At 64.1% G+C, this 20369-nt stretch carries 21 protein-coding genes and 1 tRNA gene; 13 read left to right on the top strand and 9 right to left on the bottom strand.

Going from position 1 to position 20369, the window contains the following annotated elements; genetic code table 11:
• Positions 1 to 514: 514 nt before the first annotated feature.
• From ampD to NH14_RS12475, 3 genes are read right to left on the bottom strand one after another with little or no spacing between them, the layout of a single operon-like run.
• Positions 515 to 1141 carry a 1,6-anhydro-N-acetylmuramyl-L-alanine amidase AmpD gene (gene ampD / locus NH14_RS12485; protein ID WP_035532977.1) on the bottom strand — a complete coding sequence of 209 codons (627 nt, stop codon included), beginning with the start codon at positions 1139 to 1141 and terminating at the stop codon, positions 515 to 517.
• Entirely contained in the window at positions 1138 to 1533 is a 396-nt protein-coding gene (locus tag NH14_RS12480; RefSeq protein WP_035532975.1) for a PP0621 family protein, read from the bottom strand. Before NH14_RS12480 ends, ampD begins: the two co-directional genes overlap by 4 nt.
• A 50-nt stretch (positions 1534 to 1583) precedes the next feature.
• Positions 1584 to 2603 (bottom strand): cytochrome C assembly family protein, encoded by a 1020-nt coding sequence (locus NH14_RS12475; RefSeq protein ID WP_035532973.1) that lies wholly within the window; start codon positions 2601 to 2603, stop codon positions 1584 to 1586.
• Between the two features lie 105 nt (positions 2604 to 2708).
• On the opposite strand from NH14_RS12475, the gene ffh reads away from it, so the two are divergent.
• Both ffh and NH14_RS12465 read left to right on the top strand, forming a co-directional pair.
• Positions 2709 to 4076 (top strand): signal recognition particle protein, encoded by a 1368-nt coding sequence (ffh, locus tag NH14_RS12470; protein WP_035532971.1) that lies wholly within the window; start codon positions 2709 to 2711, stop codon positions 4074 to 4076.
• Between the two features lie 35 nt (positions 4077 to 4111).
• On the top strand, positions 4112 to 4663 hold the full coding sequence (locus NH14_RS12465) for a hypoxanthine-guanine phosphoribosyltransferase (protein ID WP_035533028.1): 552 nt from the start codon (positions 4112 to 4114) through the stop codon (positions 4661 to 4663).
• Between the two features lie 90 nt (positions 4664 to 4753).
• Here the strand turns inward: NH14_RS12465 and NH14_RS12460 are convergent, their stop codons facing one another.
• Both NH14_RS12460 and NH14_RS12455 read right to left on the bottom strand, forming a co-directional pair.
• Positions 4754 to 5353 (bottom strand): MarC family protein, encoded by a 600-nt coding sequence (locus NH14_RS12460; protein WP_035532969.1) that lies wholly within the window; start codon positions 5351 to 5353, stop codon positions 4754 to 4756.
• 57 nt (positions 5354 to 5410) lie between these two features.
• On the bottom strand, positions 5411 to 7147 hold the full coding sequence (locus tag NH14_RS12455; RefSeq protein WP_035532967.1) for a proline--tRNA ligase: 1737 nt from the start codon (positions 7145 to 7147) through the stop codon (positions 5411 to 5413).
• Positions 7148 to 7399: 252 nt separating this feature from the next.
• Between NH14_RS12455 and NH14_RS12450 the strand changes: the two genes are divergently transcribed.
• On the top strand, positions 7400 to 8068 hold the full coding sequence (locus NH14_RS12450; RefSeq protein ID WP_035532965.1) for an RNA pyrophosphohydrolase: 669 nt from the start codon (positions 7400 to 7402) through the stop codon (positions 8066 to 8068).
• A gap of 97 nt (positions 8069 to 8165) precedes the next feature.
• Positions 8166 to 8729: a CNP1-like family protein gene (locus tag NH14_RS12445; RefSeq protein ID WP_035532963.1), complete on the top strand. Its 564-nt coding sequence runs from the start codon at positions 8166 to 8168 to the stop codon at positions 8727 to 8729.
• A gap of 107 nt (positions 8730 to 8836) precedes the next feature.
• Here NH14_RS12445 and proB read toward each other — a convergent pair whose 3' ends face one another.
• The 4 genes from proB to rplU form a co-directional block, all read right to left on the bottom strand.
• On the bottom strand, positions 8837 to 9955 hold the full coding sequence (proB, locus tag NH14_RS12440) for a glutamate 5-kinase (RefSeq protein ID WP_035533026.1): 1119 nt from the start codon (positions 9953 to 9955) through the stop codon (positions 8837 to 8839).
• Between the two features lie 86 nt (positions 9956 to 10041).
• On the bottom strand, positions 10042 to 11160 hold the full coding sequence (cgtA, locus tag NH14_RS12435; RefSeq protein ID WP_035532961.1) for an Obg family GTPase CgtA: 1119 nt from the start codon (positions 11158 to 11160) through the stop codon (positions 10042 to 10044).
• 212 nt (positions 11161 to 11372) lie between these two features.
• Positions 11373 to 11636, bottom strand: a complete 264-nt coding sequence (gene rpmA, locus NH14_RS12430; RefSeq protein WP_035532959.1) for a 50S ribosomal protein L27 — start codon at positions 11634 to 11636, stop codon at positions 11373 to 11375.
• A 26-nt stretch (positions 11637 to 11662) separates the two neighbouring features.
• Complete coding sequence (gene rplU / locus NH14_RS12425) at positions 11663 to 11974, bottom strand: 50S ribosomal protein L21 (RefSeq protein WP_006025184.1); 312 nt, start codon at positions 11972 to 11974, stop codon at positions 11663 to 11665.
• Between the two features lie 236 nt (positions 11975 to 12210).
• On the opposite strand from rplU, the gene NH14_RS12420 reads away from it, so the two are divergent.
• From NH14_RS12420 to yacG, 9 genes are all read left to right on the top strand, one after another.
• A complete protein-coding gene (locus NH14_RS12420; protein ID WP_035532957.1) occupies positions 12211 to 13203 on the top strand; it encodes a polyprenyl synthetase family protein in 993 nt (330 codons plus the stop codon).
• A 32-nt stretch (positions 13204 to 13235) separates the two neighbouring features.
• Positions 13236 to 13312: transfer RNA gene (locus NH14_RS12415), tRNA-Pro, on the top strand.
• 198 nt (positions 13313 to 13510) lie between these two features.
• Entirely contained in the window at positions 13511 to 14836 is a 1326-nt protein-coding gene (locus NH14_RS12410; RefSeq protein WP_035532955.1) for an HlyC/CorC family transporter, read from the top strand.
• An 83-nt stretch (positions 14837 to 14919) separates the two neighbouring features.
• Positions 14920 to 16239, top strand: a complete 1320-nt coding sequence (locus tag NH14_RS12405; RefSeq protein WP_084225892.1) for a GspE/PulE family protein — start codon at positions 14920 to 14922, stop codon at positions 16237 to 16239.
• Positions 16236 to 17444 carry a type II secretion system F family protein gene (locus NH14_RS12400; protein WP_035532953.1) on the top strand — a complete coding sequence of 403 codons (1209 nt, stop codon included), beginning with the start codon at positions 16236 to 16238 and terminating at the stop codon, positions 17442 to 17444. Before NH14_RS12405 ends, NH14_RS12400 begins: the two co-directional genes overlap by 4 nt.
• An 80-nt stretch (positions 17445 to 17524) precedes the next feature.
• On the top strand, positions 17525 to 18475 hold the full coding sequence (locus NH14_RS12395; protein ID WP_084225897.1) for a prepilin peptidase: 951 nt from the start codon (positions 17525 to 17527) through the stop codon (positions 18473 to 18475).
• A 12-nt stretch (positions 18476 to 18487) separates the two neighbouring features.
• The gene (gene coaE, locus NH14_RS12390; RefSeq protein WP_035532949.1) at positions 18488 to 19090 is read left to right on the top strand and encodes a dephospho-CoA kinase; all 603 of its coding nucleotides are present in this window, start codon (positions 18488 to 18490) and stop codon (positions 19088 to 19090) included.
• Positions 19091 to 19290: 200 nt separating this feature from the next.
• On the top strand, positions 19291 to 20046 hold the full coding sequence (gene zapD / locus NH14_RS12385; RefSeq protein ID WP_035532947.1) for a cell division protein ZapD: 756 nt from the start codon (positions 19291 to 19293) through the stop codon (positions 20044 to 20046).
• Positions 20047 to 20103: 57 nt separating this feature from the next.
• Positions 20104 to 20301: a DNA gyrase inhibitor YacG gene (gene yacG, locus NH14_RS12380; RefSeq protein ID WP_035532945.1), complete on the top strand. Its 198-nt coding sequence runs from the start codon at positions 20104 to 20106 to the stop codon at positions 20299 to 20301.
• Positions 20302 to 20369: the final 68 nt, after the last annotated feature.

Here is a 20369-nt window from a genome sequence, read left to right as displayed (position 1 = left end):
TCCTGGTCCTGGAAATGAGCGAAGGGTTTTCGCGAGTTAAATCGGACGCCGCGCCCCCGTGTGCGCGGTCGATTGGGCGGAGAAGAAAAGCCAGCCTGGCGAGGCTGCCGGATGCGGCAAGGCAGATGAGTCACGGATTGCTTCGGTGTTCATCGTGGATGCCGCGATCATTGGCTGTACCTTTTTTCTCGATTGCAGCCGGTGCTGCCGGTTTCCCGGTAGCTGCACTGCACAAGTTTTTCTATGCCGCTAATGCGCGCGGCGCCATGCTCGCCAGAGCGGGGCGCCGCGGAACAACACAACATATGGTGTAAGGCCGTGCTTCGGGTACGAAGTATAGTGGAAGTTGCCGGACGGTCAACGGCTAAATTTCTGGCGGAAGCCTTGACAAAAACGCTGGCCCAGACGGCGCGGGCGTTCGGGCGAGACATCAATTTGCAGACGACAAAATGTCCTTGCGCGCCGCTACAGTTCGCGCTCGGCCAGGACTTTCGTTTAGTTGCGCTTCGATGCGTCACGACGACGCGTCGCGTGCGTCGTCTTCTATGCGCGGATGGATATAGGGGAAGAAGGCATCGGCGAGTTGCGTCTCGCGCTGCAAGCGGGCCCAGTCGAAATGCGGGCCGGGATCAGTTTTTCTGCCGGGTGCGATATCCGAATGTCCTGCCAGCGCGTCGATCGGATAGTGCGCCGCCAGCGACCTGACGAGCGGCGCGAGCGTCGCATATTGCGCGGGCTCGAACGCGCGCGTATCGCTGCCCTCGAGTTCGATGCCGATCGAGAAGTCGTTACAACGCTCGCGCCCGAAGAAACTGGACAGCCCTGCATGCCATGCGCGCTCGGCGCACGAGACGAATTGCTCGAGCTTACCGTCGCGATGAATCACGAAGTGCGCGGAGACACGTACGCCGCGCAGATGCGCATCGAAGTACGGATGCGCATCGCAATCGAGCCGATTGAGGAAAAGGTCGGCGATCTCAGGGCCGCCAAACGTGTCGGGTGGCAAGCTGATGTTGTGCACCACGATCAGCGTGGGGACCGCACCAGCAGGACGCGCCTCGAAGTTGGACGTTGGCAGATGGCGCGCGCCGGCAACCCAGCCCTGCGCATCGACAGCGAACCCGGCCGGAGTCGCGCTCATCGCGCGGGACGATCCTGGCGGGTCTTGCGCGCGTCGTACGCACGCGCGTGCTCGCCGCAGCAGAAGGTATGCGCGCCTACGCTCACCGACTCGCTGCGCGGCGCATGCACGCCGCACTCGGCGCAGCGGACCATCGGCTCGGGCAATGCGCCGTTGCCGGCGGTGTTGCCAGCGCCGTTGGCAGCGCGATTACCAGCCGTGTTGCCAGCGCCCGCGCCATTCGCACCGAAAGGACCGCCTGCGGCGCCGGAGCCATTGCCAGTGCGCCACGCACCGCCCGCCCCGCCCTGTCGCGGATCGGCGCCGGGACGCGAATGCTGCGAGTTGCGCAGCGACTTGAAGAACCACTGCCCAACGATGAACAGCAGGATAAGAAGAAGAATCTGTCTCATGAAATCAGCGTGTGAATCTGTACGCCAGTAGCAAGGCAACGCGCCTCGCGTCAGACGATGGGACGGTGCAGCAGCACCTCGAACACGAACCGGCTACCCACATAAGCGAGCAAGAGCGCGACGAACGACGCGATCACCCAGCGCAGCGCGGCGCGGCCTCGCCAGCCGGAAATCTTGCGCGCGGTGAGCAGCGAGCCGAACATCAGCCACGAGAGAATCGCGAACACCGTCTTGTGATCGAGCGAGAGCGGACGATCGAACAGTTGCTCGCTGAACACGATGCCAGATGCCAGCGTGGCCGTGAGCAGCACGAAGCCCGCGCCGATCAGACGAAACAGCAGTTTCTCCATCGTGAGGAGCGGCGGCAGCGTCTCGATCCAGTTCGAGAGCCATCCGGCGCTGCGGTTACCAACACGATTACCAGAACGGTTGCCGCCGTTGCGCTGGAAACCCGCGCCCTTGAGCGCGTGCAAACGGCGCTCGACCGCGAGCATCAGCACCGCGTGCAGCGCGGCAATCGCGAAGAGCCCATAGGCGACATTGGCGATGACGAAATGCAGCTTGAACATGGGCGCAGCCGCGTAAGGCAGCACGCGCACGCCGCCGAACACGAGCGGCAGAATCGCGGCCACGGCGGCCAGCGGCAGCAGCAGCAAACGCAGTCCATCGAGCGCGAAGAAAAAGCTCTCGATCCAGTAAATTCCCGCGCCGAGCCAGAACATGGCCGACAACGCGAACGCGAAGCCGAACACCATTTCGTGAGCCGGGAAGATCGTCATGTGCAGCAGCACGCCATGCGCCGCGAGCGCCACGAAAAGCAGCGCGCGAGAAAGCGGGCCGAAGCTGCGCGCGCACGGCGAGTCGTCGTGCAAACCGCCCGAACGAACGGAACTACCAGAAGAAACGCCCGAAGCACCGGCAACGGCCGGTGCGCCAGCGGCAACCGTCACCGGAACCGGCGGCACGCTGCCGAAGAGCGGCGCGGTGCTCGCGCGGCGCAATGCGCGCCAGTCGGCAACACACAAACCGCCGTACAGGAGCACGGTGAGGGCATACAGTACAATATCCATGTTCGAAGTTTACTATAGGCCCCCTCTCCGCGACGGATCGCGACGAATCGCCATTGATTCCCGCTTTTTCGCGCGTGCGCCGGGCCGCACTGCTCACCGCTCCCCATGCTCGACAATCTCACTCAACGGATGGCGCACGTCGTCAAGACGCTGCGCGGCGAGGCCCGGCTGACCGAGGCCAACACGCAGGAAATGCTGCGCGAAGTACGCCTCGCGCTGCTGGAAGCGGACGTGGCGCTGCCCGTCGTGCGCGAATTCATCGCCAAGGTGAAGGAGAAGGCGCTCGGCGAAGAAGTGATCGGCAGCCTCTCGCCCGGCCAGGCGCTCGTCGGCGTGGTGCAGCGCGAGCTGACCGCCGTGATCGGCGGCGACTACGAAGGCAAGGCCGCCGAGCTCGATCTCGCCGTCACGCCGCCCGCGGTCATCCTGATGGCGGGCCTGCAGGGCGCCGGTAAAACCACCACGGTCGGCAAGCTCGCCAAGCTCCTGCGCGAGAAGTACAAGAAGAAGGTCCTCACCGTTTCTTGCGACGTCTACCGCCCTGCCGCCATCGCGCAGTTGAAGACGGTGACGGAACAGGTCGGCGCCGACTTCTTCCCCTCGCAGCCCGATCAAAAGCCTGTCGACATCGCCAATGCGGCCGTCGACTGGGCCAAGCGCCACTATCACGACGTGCTGCTCGTCGACACCGCCGGCCGCCTCGGCATCGACGAGGCGATGATGAACGAGATCGCCGCGCTGCACGCTTCGCTCAAGCCCGCTGAAACGCTGTTCGTGGTCGACGCCATGCTCGGCCAGGACGCGGTCAACACCGCGAAGGCGTTCAACGACGCCCTGCCGCTCACCGGCGTCGTGCTCACCAAGCTGGACGGCGACTCGCGCGGCGGCGCGGCGCTCTCCGTGCGCCACATCACAGGCAAGCCGATCAAGTTCGTCGGCGTCGCGGAAAAGCTCGACGGCCTCGAAGTGTTCCACCCGGACCGCATGGCGAACCGGATCCTCGGCATGGGCGACATTCTCGCGCTCGTCGAGGAAGCGCAGCGCGGCGTGGACGTTCAAGCCGCGCAGAAGCTCGCCGACAAGGTCAAGAAAGGCGGCGACTTCGATCTCAACGACTTCCGCGCACAGCTCTCGCAGATGAAGAAGATGGGCGGCCTCTCGTCGCTCATGGACAAACTACCCGCGCAGTTCCAGCAGGCCGCCTCGGGCGCCGACATGGGCCAGGCCGAGAAGCAGATGCGCCGCATGGAAGGCATCATCAACTCAATGACGGCCGCCGAGCGCGCCAAGCCCGAGCTCATCAAGGCCACGCGCAAGCGCCGCATCGCGGCGGGCGCGGGCGTGCAGGTCCAGGAGGTCAACCGCCTGCTGAATCAGTACGACCAAATGCGCACCATGATGAAGAAGTTGAAGGGCGGCAATCTGCAAAAGATGATGCGCGGCATGAAGGGCATGATGCCCGGCATGCGTTGATGGACAATAGCAACAACCACCGTCTCACCACAGTCATGAATCGCGAAGAAGCCCTCCACATTTTCCGCCACTCCGAAGAAATCGTTACGGAGGGCGAAGTCAATGCGTCGATCGGCCGGATGGCCGACGCCATCCGCGCCGAGGTCAGCGAGGACTTCCCGCTCGTGCTGTCGGTGATGGGCGGTGCGGCCGTGTTCACCGGCATGCTGCTGCCGCACCTCGACTTCCCGCTCGAATTCGACTACATCCACCTCACGCGCTATCGCAACGCCATCAAGGGCAGCGCGGAAATGCAGTGGCGCGTGGCGCCGCGCGAGTCGGTGAAGGACCGCGTCGTGCTCGTGCTCGACGACATCCTCGACGAGGGCGAGACCATGGCCGCGATCCGCGACCGCATCATGGACATGGGGGCGAAGCGTTTTCTCTCGGCTGTGCTGTGCGAAAAAATCCTCTCGAAGGCCAAGCCGCTGCATCCGGATTACTGCGGCTTTTCGGTGCCGGACCGCTATGTGTTTGGTTGCGGCATGGACGCGAAGGGCTACTGGCGCAATCTGCCGACCATCCGCGCGCTGACCGAAGGCGCTTGAGACGCGAGCCTTTGCGGCCCGCATCATGAAAAAAGCAGCCCGAGGGCTGCTTTTTTTGTCTTTGGCGCTGATAACGCCAGGACAACGACGTCAGAGGTGATGCACGAACGTGCTGATCCCCGCGAGGATCATCTCCACCGAAATCGCCACGAGCACGAGGCCCATCAGCCGCTCGAAGGCCGTCACCACGCGCTCGCCGAGCCATTGCTGGATGCGCTCCGCGAGCAGCAGCACGATCGCGCAGATCGCCATCGTCACGACCAACGCGCCGATCCACTCGAACAGCTTGCCCGGCGCCTGCGAGGTGAGCAGCATGACCGTGGCGAGCGCCGAAGGCCCCGCGAGCGCGGGAATCGCGAGCGGCACGATGAGCGGCTCGCCCCCCTTGTCGCTGCCGCCGAACGGCCCGCCCGGATGCGGGAAGATCATGCGCAGCGCGATCAGAAACAGCACGATGCCACCGCCGATGCGCAGCGACGTGTCCGTGAGCCCCATCATCCTCAGGAAGGCGTTGCCGGCCACCATGAAGACGAGCAGGATCACGAACGCGATCGCCACTTCGCGCAGGATCACGATCGCCCGGCGCTCCCGCGCCACGTGATGCAGGCACCCGATGAAAAGCGGGATGTTGCCGAGCGGATCGGTAATGAGCAGCAGCAGGACCGTCGCGGACATGAAGCTGTATTCCATGTTCGCGACGCTCCTTTGGCTTAGTTGGCTATAGATATCGCGTCAGACCGGGGCGCGTCAGACCGCGAGTGCGGCCTGGATCTTCTGCACTACCGACTGCGCGGCCTCTTCGGCCGGCAGCAGCGTGGCTTCGGTGTCGCGGCGGCCCTGGTACTCGATTTTGCCGTCCTTCAGGCCACGCTCGCCAATCACGAGACGATGCGGCACGCCGATCAGCTCCCAGTCGGCGAACATCACGCCCGGACGCTCGCCGCGGTCGTCGAGGATCACGTCCACGCCGGCCTTCACCAGCTCGTCGTAGACGCGCTCGGCGTGCTCGCGCACGAGCTCGCTGCGGTCCATGCCCATCGGGCACACGACGACCTGGAACGGTGCGATCGATTCCGGCCAGATGATGCCCTTCTCGTCGAAGTTCTGCTCGATCGCCGCGCCCAGAATACGCGTGATGCCGATGCCGTAGCAGCCCATCTGCATGGGCGCGGGCTTGCCGTTCTCGGCGAGGCAGGTCGCGCCCATTGCGTCGGAGTACTTGGTGCCGAGCTGGAACACATGCCCCACTTCGATGCCGCGGCAGATGTCGAGCACGCCCTTGCCGTCCGGCGAGGGATCGCCCTTCTTCACGTTGCGGATATCGGCGACGACCGGCTCCGGCAAATCGCGGCCCCAGTTCACGCCCGTGGTGTGGAAATCCACTTCATTCGTGCCAACCACAAAGTCGCTCATGTTCGCGACCGTGCGGTCGGCGATCACCTTCACGGGCTTCTTCGTGTTCAGCGGCCCGAGGTAGCCCGGCGGCGTGCCGAACCACTCGACGATTTCGGCTTCGGTCGCCATGCGGAAACCGGCAAGGCCTTCGATCTTGCTCGCCTTGATCTCGTTCAGGTCGTGATCGCCACGCAGCATCAGCAGCCAGATCGTGGGCTCGGCACCCTCGTTCTCCGTCGCGAGGACGATCGACTTGATCGTACTTTCGAGCGGAATGCCGAGCAGTTCGGCCACCGCTTCGCACTTGGCCGCGCCGGGCGTGGGCGTTTTGGTGAGCGCCTGCTTGGGCGCAGCACGCTCGGCGATGAGCGGCAGCGCTTCTGCCGCTTCCACGTTGGCCGCGAACTCCGAGGTCGGGCAGTACGCGATGTCGTCTTCGCCGGTCTCCGCGATCACGTGGAATTCGTGCGAGCCGCTGCCGCCGATCGAGCCGTTGTCGGCCGCGACCGCGCGGAAATGCAGGCCCAGGCGCGTGAAGATGCGCACGTAGGCGTCGTACATCTTCTGATACGTGAGCTTCAGGCCGTCGACGTCCTTATCGAACGAATACGCGTCCTTCATGATGAACTCGCGGCCGCGCATCACGCCGAAACGGGGACGGATTTCGTCGCGGAACTTCGTCTGGATCTGATAGAAGTTCACCGGCAACTGGCGATAGCTCTTGATCTGGCCACGCGCGATGTCGGTGACGACCTCCTCGTGCGTCGGCCCCATGACGAAGTCGCTTTGCTTGCGGTCCTTGAAGCGCAGCAGTTCCGGCCCGTATTGCTCCCAGCGCCCCGACTCCTGCCAGAGCTCGGCCGGCTGCACGGCCGGCATGAGCAGCTCGATTGCGCCGGCGCGGTTCATTTCCTCGCGCACGATCTGCTCGACCTTGCGGATCGAGCGCAGGCCGATCGGCAGATAGTTGTAGATGCCGCCCGCAACGCGGCGGATCATGCCCGCGCGGACCATCAACTTGTGGCTGACGATTTCGGCGTCAGCCGGCGCTTCCTTCAGGGTGCCGATAAAGAAACGGGAGGCTTTCATTCAGAGTTTTTCCAAAGGCGGCGGCCCGAAGATAGGCCGCCCGAAAGAGTCCAACGGTGGAGTTCACAGACCCGACATTATGACAACGCCGCGGGCGCCGCGCCGATGACACCGGACGCGCTTGCGTTCAACGCGGTTTGCGCGCGCCTCGCGAAACGCTCCGATGTTCTGGGGCGCGAATGGCCATCGGGTGCGGAAGGGCCGTTATCTGTTTATAATCAAAGCAATTTTAAAGGATTCGAAGGTGGTTGTATGCTGGATCGTGAGGGGTTTCGCCCGAACGTCGGCATCATCCTCTTGAACGCACGAAACGAAGTGTTTTGGGGCAAACGGTTACGCGAACATTCCTGGCAGTTTCCGCAAGGGGGCATCAAATATGGTGAAACCCCCATGCAGGCGATGTATCGGGAGTTGCACGAAGAAACCGGGCTGCATCCGGAGCACGTCAAAATTATCGGTCGCACACGCGACTGGTTGCGTTATGAGGTGCCGGACAAGTTCATCAAGCGCGAGGTGCGCGGCCATTATCGCGGGCAAAAGCAGATCTGGTTTTTGCTGCGCATGGTCGGGCGCGATTGCGATATCTGCCTGCGGGCGACGGAGCATCCCGAGTTCGACGCGTGGCGCTGGAACGAATACTGGGTGCCGCTCGAAGCGGTCATCGAGTTCAAGCGCGATGTGTATCAGCTCGCGCTAACCGAGCTATCGCGCTTCCTGCGGCGTCCGGCCATGCCGCGCCCTGCGCGGAGTGGCGGTATGCATGGTCACGAGGTGCGCTACCCGCGCATCGTCACGTCGGCGCACGCCGAAGCGGTGCAACTCGAGCCGTCGCTGGCCGACGTCGCCAGCCACACGGCGCTCGAAAGCGATTGCGACACGGCGGGGAGTATGATCGAGCCTGCGCCGGGCGAGCACGGGTAAAACGACCCGGCTCGCGACGTCGCACCAAACGCCCGTACCGCCAACACCGGCGCTGCGCATTCCTGCGCGCGGCGCCGGTGCATCGAAGGAAATCAATTTGAAACGATTGGCTCTTGCCGCGGCGTGCGCCGCGGCCGCAAGCAGCGTCCTGCTGGCCGGCTGTGGCAGCTCTGGCCCCACCAACAAGGACGACAGCGCGTTCGTCTACCTGCTCGACCGCAAAGGCAATTGGCAGGAAAACAAGCTCGAAGGACTGCCGGCGCTGCCGCAGGCCAATACGCCGCTTCTCGGCTTCGTCGTCTCGAACAACACGCCGCTGAAGTTCTCGATCGATCCAACGTCGCTCACCGTGGGCACCGACGGCGTCGTGCGCTACACCATCGTCATCACGAGCCCGACTGGCGCGCGCAACGTCAACTACGAAGGGATCCGCTGCGATACCTACGAGTGGCGCCTCTACGCGAGCCTCGACGCCGATCACAACGGCTGGGACCAGACCGTGGCGAACGACTGGTCGCGCATCGAGAACGGCACACTCAACGCCTATCATTCGGCGCTTTATCAGGACTACTTCTGCGCGAACAAAATGCCAGTCGGGAAGGCATCGACGATCGTCGAGAACATTCGCTACGGACGCACCCAGTCGACGCTCGTGCGCTGATACCAAAGGCGCCCCGAATCGCCAGAAAAAAGCCGCAACGGTCGATGACCGCTGCGGCTTTTTGTCATATCGAGCACACCCCAGCCATTTGACTGGAGCAAGCGCCCTCAGATCAGCACGAGATTGTCTCGATGAATGAGCTCCGGCTCGAGCATGTAGCCGAGAATGCTCTCGATTTCGCCGCTCGGGCGCCGCTGGATGAGCTTTGTTTCGGCGCTGCTGTAGTTGGTGAGGCCGCGTGCGACCTCCCTGCCCTCGCCGTTCAGGCACGCAATGACTTCGCCGCGTGCGAAAGCGCCCTGCACGCCGACCACGCCGATAGGCAGAAGACTCTTGCCATCCGCCTTGAGCTTCTGCACGGCGCCGTCGTCGATTACCACGTGGCCGCGAACCTGCAGGTGATCGGCCATCCATTGCTTGCGCGCGGCCATGCGCGCGGTGCGCGCGATGAGCTGCGTGCCGATCGCCTCGCCCGAGGCCAGCCGCACCAGCACTTCGGCCTCGCGCCCGCTTGCGATCACGGTGTTCGCGCCACTATGCGCCGCACGCTTGGCCGCGAGAATCTTCGTGAGCATGCCGCCCCGGCCAATGCTCGAGCCCGCGCCGCCAGCCATCGCCTCGAGCTCCGGCTTGCCCGCGTCGGCTTCCTGCACGAGCGTGGCGGACGGATCCTTGCGCGGATCGGCGGTATAAAGGCCGCTCTGGTCGGTGAGAATGATGAGCGCGTCGCCTTCGATCAGGTTCGCCACCAGCGCGCCGAGCGTGTCGTTGTCGCCGAACTTGATTTCGTCGGTGACCACGGTGTCGTTCTCGTTGATGATCGGCACCACGCCAAGGCGCAGCAGCGTGAGCAGCGTGGAACGCGCGTTCAGATAGCGTTCGCGGTCTGCGAGATCGGCATGCGTGAGCAGAATCTGCGCAGTGCGGATGTCATGCTCGGCAAAGCGGCTCTCGTAGACTTGCGCGAGCCCCATCTGGCCGACCGCGGCCGCGGCCTGCAGCTCGTCGATTTCGCGCGGTCGTTTGGTCCAGCCAAGGCGCTGCATGCCTTCAGCAATCGCGCCGGAGCTCACGAGCACGACCTCCTTGCCCTGAGCACGCAGTGCCGCGATCTGCGCGGCCCAGCGGCCAATGGCCGCGTGATCGAGCCCACGACCATCGTTCGTGACCAGGCTCGAACCGACTTTCACTACCAGACGCCGGGAATCGGCGATGACGGAACGCATGCTGCGCTGTCTCCCCAAATGACTGATGAAGCGCGAAGTTTTCTTGAAGCTGCAGGTGCGGCCTGCGCACCTGCTCATACGGCGGTTTACTCCTGCGGCTGCGCCGCGCCCTGATCACCTTGGGCGCCCTGGCTGCCTTCACGAAAGCGCACGTCGGAAGCAAGGTCTTCGGCCTCGGCAGCGCGGCGCGCGTCCGAATGTGCGGCAGTGTAGTCGTACACCGCATAGCAAAGATTCTCGCAGCCCTGCCCGGTAAGCGCCGAAATTTCGAAAACGGGGCCATCCCATTCGAAACGCTTCACGAAGTCGGCGATGCGCGCCGCGCGCTCTTCCTCGGGCACCATGTCGAGCTTGTTCAGCACGAGCCAGCGCGGCTTTTCGTACAGCGACTCGTCGTACTTGCGCAACTCTTCGACGATGGCCTTGGCCTCCGCGACCGGGTCGACGGTTTCGTCGAACGGTGCGAGATCCACAAGATGCAGCAGCAGATTGGTACGCTGCAGGTGCCGCAGAAACTGATGGCCGAGGCCCGCGCCTTCAGCGGCGCCTTCGATCAGGCCCGGAATGTCAGCGATCACGAAGCTCTTGCTCGGGCCCACGCGAACCACGCCCAGATTCGGCGCGAGCGTGGTGAACGGGTAGTCGGCGATCTTTGGCTTGGCGTTGGACACCGAGGAAATGAACGTGGACTTGCCCGCATTCGGCATGCCGAGCAGGCCGACGTCGGCCAGCACCTTGAGCTCGAGCTTGAGCATGCGGCGCTCGCCGGGCTTGCCGTCGGTCTTCTGGCGCGGCGCGCGATTCGTGGACGATTTGAAATGCAGGTTGCCGAGGCCGCCCGCACCGCCCTTCGCGACGATCACGCGCTGGTCATGCTCGGTCAAGTCGGCGATCAGCTCGCCCGTGTCGAGGTCGGTGATGGTCGTGCCGACGGGCATGCGCAGCGTAATGTCGTCGCCGCCCTTGCCATAGCAGTCCGAGCCGCGGCCGTTTTCGCCGTTGCGTGCCAGATGCTTTTTCGTATAGCGGTAATCGATCAGCGTATTGATGTTGCGGTCGCCGACCGCGTAAACGCTGCCGCCTCGCCCGCCGTCACCGCCGTCCGGCCCGCCAAACGGGACGAACTTCTCGCGCCGCATCGACGCGCTGCCATCACCCCCATCGCCGGCGATGACTTCGATCTTCGCTTCGTCAATGAACTTCATGAGTTACTCCGTCCCGTGAATGTCGTTATTTTGCCCGCGGCGGCCTCAGCGGCCAACCTGGCCGAACGGCCCGGGCCGTTTGGCCAGCGCAACCGGCCGAACCCGGCCGATCCCGGTCAAACCGGGTCGAACGCGCCCCGGACAAGCACATAAACAAAAAGCCCCGCAAACTTCGCGGGGCCTTCCTTGCGTCGATTGCGAGCGGCTAGTACTTAGGCCGCTGCCGGGACGACGTTGACCGTGTGCTTGTTCATTGCGCCCTTGGTCGTGAACGAGACGTGGCCGTCGACCAGCGCGAAGAGCGTGTGGTCCTTGCCGATGCCGACGTTCAGGCCCGGGTGCATACGCGTGCCGCGCTGGCGAACAATGATGCCGCCGGCGAGGATTGCCTGGCCGCCGTACACCTTGACGCCAAGTCGTTTCGACTCTGAGTCGCGGCCGTTACGTGACGACCCGCCTGCCTTTTTGTGTGCCATTTGTTTGCTCCTTTACCTGCTTGCGCTTACGCGTTGATCGCGTCGATGCGCAGTTCGGTGTAGTTCTGGCGGTGGCCGCCATGCTTCTGGTAGTGCTTCCGGCGACGCATCTTGAAGATGGTCACTTTGGCGTGACGACCGTGCGACACAACGGTGGCCTTGACGGAAGCCCCACTGACCAGCGGCGTACCGAACTTAATCGATTCGCCTTCGCCCACTGCGAGAACCTGGTCGAGCGTGATTTCTGCGTCAATGTCAGCCGGTATCTGTTCTACTTTGAGTTTTTCGCCAACGGCAACCTTGTACTGCTTGCCGCCGGTTTTTATGACCGCGTACATTGAGAACCTCACTCTTCAATAATCCCGGGCACACTGCGCGCCCAAGAAACCTTAGATTATACATAGAGTTAGCTGCACGGTCAAAAGGTATTGACACATCGCCTCACCGGCCGGTAGCGGCCGAACCCGGATCAAATAGAGGGAAGCATCGAGGAAACCCTGGCCAAACGCCAGGGCAGCGTCCGGCGCGGCGCCGATTCGCCTTATAATCCGCGGCACTACCTCTATTTGCCATCATGTCGTCCACCGCCACCCATTCCCCCAGCGCAGCCACCCTGCTCGCGCCCGTTGCCAATGACATGGAGCAGGTCAACCGTGTCATCCGGCAGAGTCTGGCGTCCGAGGTGATGCTGATCAACCAGATCTCCGAGTACATCATCGGCGCGGGAGGCAAGCGGCTGCGCCCGGCCCTGCTGCTGCTCGTGGCCGGCGCGCTCGGCGACCGTGGCACCCATCGCCATACGCTCGCGGCGGTCGTCGAGTTCATCCACACGGCCACGCTGCTGCACGACGACGTCGTCGACGAATCCGACCTGCGGCGCGGCCGCCAGACGGCCAACGCCCTGTTCGGCAACGCCGCCAGCGTGCTGGTGGGCGACTACCTGTATTCGCGCTCGTTCGAAATGATGGTGGGCGTGGGCAAGATGCGCGTGATGGAGATCCTTTCGGCGGCCACGACGATCATCTCCGAAGGCGAGGTGCTGCAGCTCCTGAACATGCACGATGCCGACGTCGACACCGGCCGCTACATGCAGGTGATCCGCTACAAGACCGCCAAGCTCTTCGAAGCGGCGGCGCAACTGGGCGCAGTGCTTTCGGGTGCGGATGCGCGCACGGAGGAAGCGGCGGCCGAATATGGCCGGCGCATCGGCACGGCATTCCAGATCATGGACGACTGGCTCGACTACACCGGCACCCCGGAATCGATGGGCAAGAACGCCGGCGACGACCTGCGCGAAGGCAAGCCCACGCTGCCACTCATCTGGCTGATCGAGCATGGTACGGCCGCTGAAGCGGCGCTTGCGCGCGAGGCAATCGAGCAAGGCGGCACGACCCGCTTCGACGAAATTTTCGCGGCCATCACGCGTTCGGGCGCGCTCGACCATACACTGCAATGCGCGAAAGCCGAGGCCCAGGCAGCCGCAGCAGCAATTTCGTCATTCCCCTCTTCCATTTACAAAGATAGCCTGCTAGAATTATGTTCTTACTCGACGACGCGCCAGTCTTAATAAGACAAAGCAAGTTCGATGAGTGATTGAAACGGGGTGTAGCTTAGCCTGGTAGAGCGCTACGTTCGGGACGTAGAGGCCGGAGGTTCGAATCCTCTCACCCCGACCAGTTTTCAGAAAAAAGACCGTGCACTTGCTGCACGGTCTTTTTTTTCGTCCGTGGAAAACGGAAACGGGGGTAGCACACCACCCTGCTCCCCACGCCCGGAAGCCTTATCCCCACGGCTAACGCGGGGGCCGGCCAAGCCAGTGCAGCGGCACCCCTCTGCTATAGTTTCCTCATCCTCTCCCATCACAGTCTCGAAGCGTGGACCACCTTCCTTTATGGGCGCAGATTTGCGCCATTTTTGTCCTGCTCATCTGCTCCAGCTTCTTCTCCATCTCCGAAACGGCGATGATGGCACTCAACCGCCATCGGCTGAAATATCTCGCGAACCACGGCGCGCTGGGCGCCAGGACCACGCAGAAACTGCTCGCGCGCACCGACCTGCTGCTCTCGGTCATCCTGATCGGCAATAACCTCTTCAACACCATCATCCCGGTCCTGACCACCTCGATCGCGCTGCACACGTTTGGCCACGACAATCTGGTGCTCTCGATCGCCACCGGCATCGTCGCGTTCCTCATTATCGTGTTCGCGGAGATCACGCCGAAGATCGTAGGTGCCACCTTCCCCGAGAAAATCGCATTGCCGGCCAGTCTGCTGATCGCGCCGCTCATGCGCGTGACGAAGCCCGTCATCTGGTTCGTGAACATGTTCGCTAGCGGCATCCTGCGCGTGCTGCACATCAATACGAGCAAGGCGAGCGAGCAGCGGCTCTCGACCGAGGAGTTGCGCACCATCGTGCTGGAGTCGGGCAGCTTCATGCCCACCAAGCACCGCAGCATCCTCCTGAACCTGTTCGATCTGGAGAACATCACCGTCGACGACGTGATGATCCCGCGCCGGCGCATCGAGGCACTCGACTACGACGCGCCGCTCGAGGATATCCTGCGTCAGCTCGAAACCTGCTATCACAACAAGCTCGTTGTCTATCAAGGCGACATCGACCGCGTGCTCGGCGTGCTGCACGTGCGCAAGACGCTGACCGCGCTGCACAACCAGGACTTCGAACGGGAGACGCTGCGCGAACTGCTCGCCGAGCCGTACTTCGTGCCCACCGGCACGCCGGTATTCCAGCAACTTCAGTACTTCCAGGAAAGCCGTCATCGCACCGCGCTCGTCGTGAACGAATATGGCGAGTTGGAAGGTCTCGTCACGCCCGAAGACATCATCGAGGAACTGATCGGCGAGTTCACGACCACCATGCCGCGCAGCGGCACAGGGCGCGGCGGCTGGAACGATCAGGGCGAATGCATCGTGCCGGGCAGCATGCCCTTGCGCGAACTCAATCGCTGGCTGCATATCAAGCTGCCGACGGATGGTCCAAAAACGCTTAATGGCCTCATCCTCGAAGTGCTCGAAGAAATTCCCGAGGGCGATGTGTGCGTGCAGATCGGCGACGTGAAACTTGAAGTGCTGCGCAGCGACGACCAGGCCGTGCGCACGGTCAAGATCTTCAAACCGGGCACGAAGCCGAATAAAGGCACGGGCGCGCTGAAAAAAGCCAGGAAGCTGCTGCCGGGACGCTAGCCATCCGGCTGAGTGGCGCGCACTCGTGCGCCAGCCGATGATGAAGCCGTCACTCGCTCACGGCGGCTTCGGGCCGGCAACAGATGTTTTCCATTCCTAATCGTTTCATCGCACGGGGCGCTGTGCGGGTCTTTGCGGCGCTCGCCACCGATGGCACTGCCTCTGGTGGCACCGCAAGAGCCAGCTTCACCACTCAAACCTCCGCGGTGCCCGACGACGCGCCCGCCGTGCGCCTGCTCTCCGAAACGCTGCGAGAAGCCGCACGGCGCAACGCCTCCGATCTGCATATCGAGCCGCTCGAACAGGGCTGGCGTATCCGTTTGCGCATCGATGGCGTATTGCACGAAACCGCGCGGCCGCCCGCGCACCTGCGCGATGCGTTCGTCACACGCATCAAAGTGCTCGCACGCATGGACATTGCCGAGCGCCGCATTCCCCAGGACGGGCGCCTGCGGCTCGCGCCACGCGGCGAAATGCAGGCGCACGAAGACTACCGGGTGAACTCGTTGCCTACGCTGCATGGAGAAAAGCTCGTGCTGCGCCGGCTCGAAGCCTTGCCGGCCGATCTCTCGCTTGCCGCGCTCGGCCTCGACAAAGCGCAGCAGCAAACGCTCGATGCGGCGATCAGTGCGCCACACGGTCTCGTGCTGGTCACGGGTCCGACCGGCAGCGGCAAGACGCTTTCGCTCTATTGCTTTCTGCAGATGCTCAACAATGCGTCGCGCAATCTTTGCTCCGTCGAGGACCCCGCGGAAATTCAGCTCGCCGGCATCAATCAGGTCAATGTGCGCGAGAAGGCTGGGCTCACCTTCGCACTGGCGCTGCGCGCCCTGCTGCGCCAGGATCCAGACGTCATCATGATCGGCGAGATCCGCGATGAAGAAACCGCCAGCGTCGCAGTCAAGGCAGCACAGACCGGGCATCTCGTGCTTTCGACCCTGCATACCAACGACGCGCCGGCTGCGGTCGCCAGGCTCATCGACATTGGCGTGGAACCGTATAACCTTGCCGCCGCGTTGCGGCTCGTCACGGCGCAACGGCTCGTGCGGCGCCTGTGTCCGCAATGCCGCGCGAGAGCCGATGAATCGCCGGCGGCGCTTGGCGCAGCCGGCCTCGCTTGCAGCCAGGGCGACGACGCGCAGCACGAAGCCCAACCCTTTGTCGCGCGCGGCTGCGAGGCGTGTCATGGCATCGGCTACAGGGGGCGCGTTGGCATTCATGAGGTCATGCCGGTCAGCACCGCCATGCGCGAATTGATCGTCGCGCAACGCAGCGCACACGAGATCGCGCGCCAGGCCCGTGCGGAAGGCGTCGCCACGCTTCGCGACGCGGCGCTCGCACGTGTAAGAGACGGCACGACGAGCCTCGCCGAAGCGCTCTGCGCAACGGACGCGCCGTCATGAAGCCCACACCGCCGTCCGACTGGCGCTTCGCATGGCGCGGCCTGGACGCCGCAGGCACGGTGCGAAGCGGCACGCTGATCGCTTTCGACGCGGCGGCGGCACGCGGCGCGCTCCGGCGCGAACGCATCACCGCGACCGCCCTCGAGCGGCGCGGCCCTGCTCCGCAGCCGCGCGCGAGCCAGGCGGATATCACGCGCTTCACGCGTCAGCTCGCCAGCCTGCTGCGCGCCGGCTTGCCGCTCGCGAGCGCGCTCGAACTGCTCTCCCAGGCGCCGGGACCGCGCGGACTGCCGCGCATCGCCGCCGCGCTCGCGCGCGAGATCACGGCGGGCATGCGCTTTTCCGATTCGCTCGCCCAGCATCCTTCGCGGTTCGGCGCGCTCTACTGCCAGCTAGTCGCCGTTGGCGAAGCGTCGGGCGCGCTCGCCGCCGTGCTCGCCCGCATTGCCGACGATCGCGAGCGCGCCGCCGCGCAACGCGCAAAGGTGCGCGCGGCGCTCACCTATCCGGTCGCGGTGCTGCTGCTCGCGCTCGCCATTACGGCGGCGCTGCTGGTCTGGGTCGTCCCCACCTTCAAGCAGATCTTTGACGGATTCGGCGCGGCGCTGCCCGCCCCCACGCAATTCGTGCTGATGCTCTCGGCCGCCGCCGCGCGCTGGAGCGGGCCCGCCGCCATCGGCGCCGCTAGCGCCATATTCGCGCTGAACGCGCTGTTGCGGCGCTCCGAAGCGGCACGCCTCACGTTCGGGCGCATCGTGCTCGCGCTGCCACTCGCGGGCACGCTGCTCACCACGCTGTGCGCCGCCCGCTGGAGCCGCGCGCTCGGCACGCTGCTTGCTGCCGGCACGCCGCTGGCCGATGCTTTCGACTCGCTGGCGCATGCAAGCGGCAACGCCTTCTTCGACCACGCAAGCGCGGATATCAGCACACGGCTGCGGCACGGCGAGCGGCTCGCCTCGGCCATGCGCTTAGCGGGCTGCTTTCCGGCGGACGTGATCCAGCCCGTTGCCGTCGCCGAGGAATCGGGCGCGCTCGACGCCATGCTGCTGGACGTAGCCGCGCTCGCGGACCGTCAGGTGGACGAAAAGATCGCGCTCGTCGCGAGCTTGTGCGAGCCCCTCGTGATCGTGGTGCTCGGCGCGCTGGTCGGGGGCCTCGTCGTCGCGATGTATCTTCCCATCATTCAACTCGGCAACGTGGTGTAGCATCGCTGCCAGATTACGATCCTCCGCACATGCCTGCCCTCCTTTCGTCCACCGTCGTTGCCGCGCCTGCATCTTCCATGATGGACTCGACTGTGCCCGTCGCGCCGTTTGCATCGATCACGTCCGTCGATTCAACCGCATCCTTCGCTGCAATGCTTGGCACGCTGCCGCCGGGCGTGCTGATGGGCTTCGCGATCGTGTTCGGCCTTGTTGTCGGCAGCTTCCTGAATGTGGTCGTGCATCGACTGCCGATCATGCTCGAGCGCGCGTGGCGCGCGGACGCCGCCGAGGTCTTCGGCCAGCCATCCACGGACGACGAGCCAGGCACGGACCACAACCCGAACGACGGACTGCCTGCGCGCTACAACCTGTGGCTGCCGCGCAGCGCCTGCCCGCATTGCGGCCACGTATTGCGCGCGTGGGAAAACATTCCCGTCCTGAGCTGGCTCGCGCTGCGGGGCCGCTGCTCGCAGTGCGGCACGCGCGTGAGCCTGCGCTATCCGCTGATCGAACTCGCCGGCGCGGCATGCGCCGCCGCGGCGTTGCTCGCGTTTGGCCCCACGGGCAAAGCGCTTGCTGCATTCGCGCTGTGCGCATCGCTCATTGCGACGAGCGCCATCGACCTCGAACATCATCTGTTGCCCGACGCGATCACCCTGCCGCTCATCTGGGCCGGGCTGCTCGTGAATCTCGCCGGGACCTTCACCGATCTGCACGCAGCCGTGATTGGCGCGATGGCGGGCTACCTCGCGCTATGGTGTGTCTATTGGCTATTCCGCCTGCTGCGCGGCATCGAAGGCATGGGACACGGCGACTTCAAGCTGCTCGCCGCACTCGGCGCCTGGCTCGGCTGGGCCGCGTTGCCGCAAATCGTCGTGATCGCCGCAGTGACCGGTGCCGTGGTCGGCCTCGCCGCCACCTTGAGCGGGCGCATGCGCTTCGAGGAGCCGCTGCCCTTCGGGCCATATCTCGCGGTTGGCGCACTCATTACGCTGTTTGCCGGCACGCCGCTTTATGCAGTCTTTGTGTAGAGGAATGAATCGATGATTGCGGTTGGCTTGACTGGAGGCATCGGCAGCGGCAAATCCACCGTCGCGGACCTGTTCGCGGCGCGCGGCGTGCCGCTCGTCGACACGGACGTGATCGCGCACCGCATCACCGCGCCACACGGCATCGCGATGCCCGCGATCGCGTCGCAATTTGGCCCTGAATTCGTCGCAGCCGATGGCTCCATGGACCGCGCACGCATGCGCACGCTCGTATTCGGCGACGAGTGGGCGCGCAAGCGGCTCGAAGCGATCACGCATCCGCTGATCCGCGCGGAAACCGAGCGCGAGACGCGTGAGGCCAATGGGCCGTACGTGATCGTGGTGGTGCCGCTGCTCGTCGAATCAGGCGGCTGGAAAAAGCGTGTCGATCGCGTTCTCGTTGTGGATTGCAGCGTGGAAACGCAAATCGCGCGCGTGATGAACCGCAACGGCTTCACGCGCGAACAAGTGCTCGCGATCATCGCGCGCCAGGCCACGCGCGAAGCACGCCTCGCCGCCGCCGACGACGTAATAGTCAACGACGGCGCCACACTGGAAGCACTCGCGCAGGACGTCGAAACACTGCATCAGCGCTACCTCGTACTGTCGCGTGCGTAAAGAAGGGTAAAAACACTGGCCAAAGCCAACGCGACGCGCGTTGCAGCAAGGCTCGACGTTTCGCGGCACAAGCGATGCGCATTCGTCGAAAAAATGCGCTGGATCGGGCGCTTGCGCGGGCGGCGCGCGATTGCGACCGCAGACTCGCGGCATTAGAATGTGCTGCAATCCTTCACCGACCACGTCCGAGGCGAGCGCGCTTGATTCTTTACGAGTATCCCTTCAACGAGCGAATCCGGACGCTGCTGCGCCTCGAAGATCTCTTCGAGCGTTTCACGTTTTTCCTGACCCAGGAGGATCCGAGGGAACATCACGTTGCGCTCACGACGCTCTTCGAAATTGCGGAAGTCGCTGGCCGCGCCGACCTCAAGTCGGACCTCATGAAGGAACTCGAAAGGCAACGTCAGACGCTCGCGCCGTTCCGCGGCAATCCCGGCATCGAGCAAAACGCACTCGAAGCCGTTCTTGGCGAAATCGAGCAGACGCTCGCGGGCCTCACGCAGATGCAGGGCAAAACCGGCCAGCATCTCGCGGACAACGAATGGCTCGCCAGCATCCGTAGCCGCGCGATCATTCCGGGCGGCACCTGCAAGTTCGATCTGCCCTCCTACTACGCCTGGCAGCAATTGCATGCCGACCAGCGCCGCCAGGACATCGCCAAGTGGGTCACGCCCCTTTTGCCGCTGCGCGACGCCGCGAGCATCGTGCTGCGCCTCGCGCGCGAGTCGGGCCAGGCATCGAAGGTCATGGCGATGCAAGGCAGCTATCAGCAAATGCTGTCCGGTCGCACGTATCAATTGATGCAGGTTCGTGTGGCACCCGAATTGCACGTCATTCCCGAAGCGAGCGCCAACAAGTACATGCTCTGGGTGCGCTTTACTGTGCAGGACGGCAATTTGCGTCCGCGCGCCGTCGATCAGGATGTACCGTTTCAGCTCACGCTGTGTAGCCTGTGAATGAATTGTGCACCTGCTGAAGCGCTCTGTTTTTTGCTGTTCTTGCCCATCTAACGAATGATCACTGTCGTCAAATGTCCGACCTGCGGCAAAGATGTCCGCTGGGTGCCGGAAAACCGCTTCCGCCCGTTCTGTTCCGAGCGCTGCAAACAGATCGATCTTGGCGCGTGGGCTGCCGAAAAGTACCGGATCGGCGGCAACGAAGACGATACGCCGCCGGACGACGAAGCCCCGCCCACCGACACGCGCCAGTAAGCGAAACAGGTGGGACCCGTCACAAGGGTCATAAAAGCGCCGCGCCCGCGCAGGGCGCAAAAAAGCCG

Origin of the sequence: Paraburkholderia sacchari (genome assembly GCF_000785435.2) — a bacterium.
In the GTDB taxonomy this organism is placed as follows: Bacteria; Pseudomonadota; Gammaproteobacteria; order Burkholderiales; family Burkholderiaceae; genus Paraburkholderia; species Paraburkholderia sacchari.
Note: the sequence above shows the minus strand (reverse complement) of the source record. Positions and strands in the feature narration are given on the sequence as shown.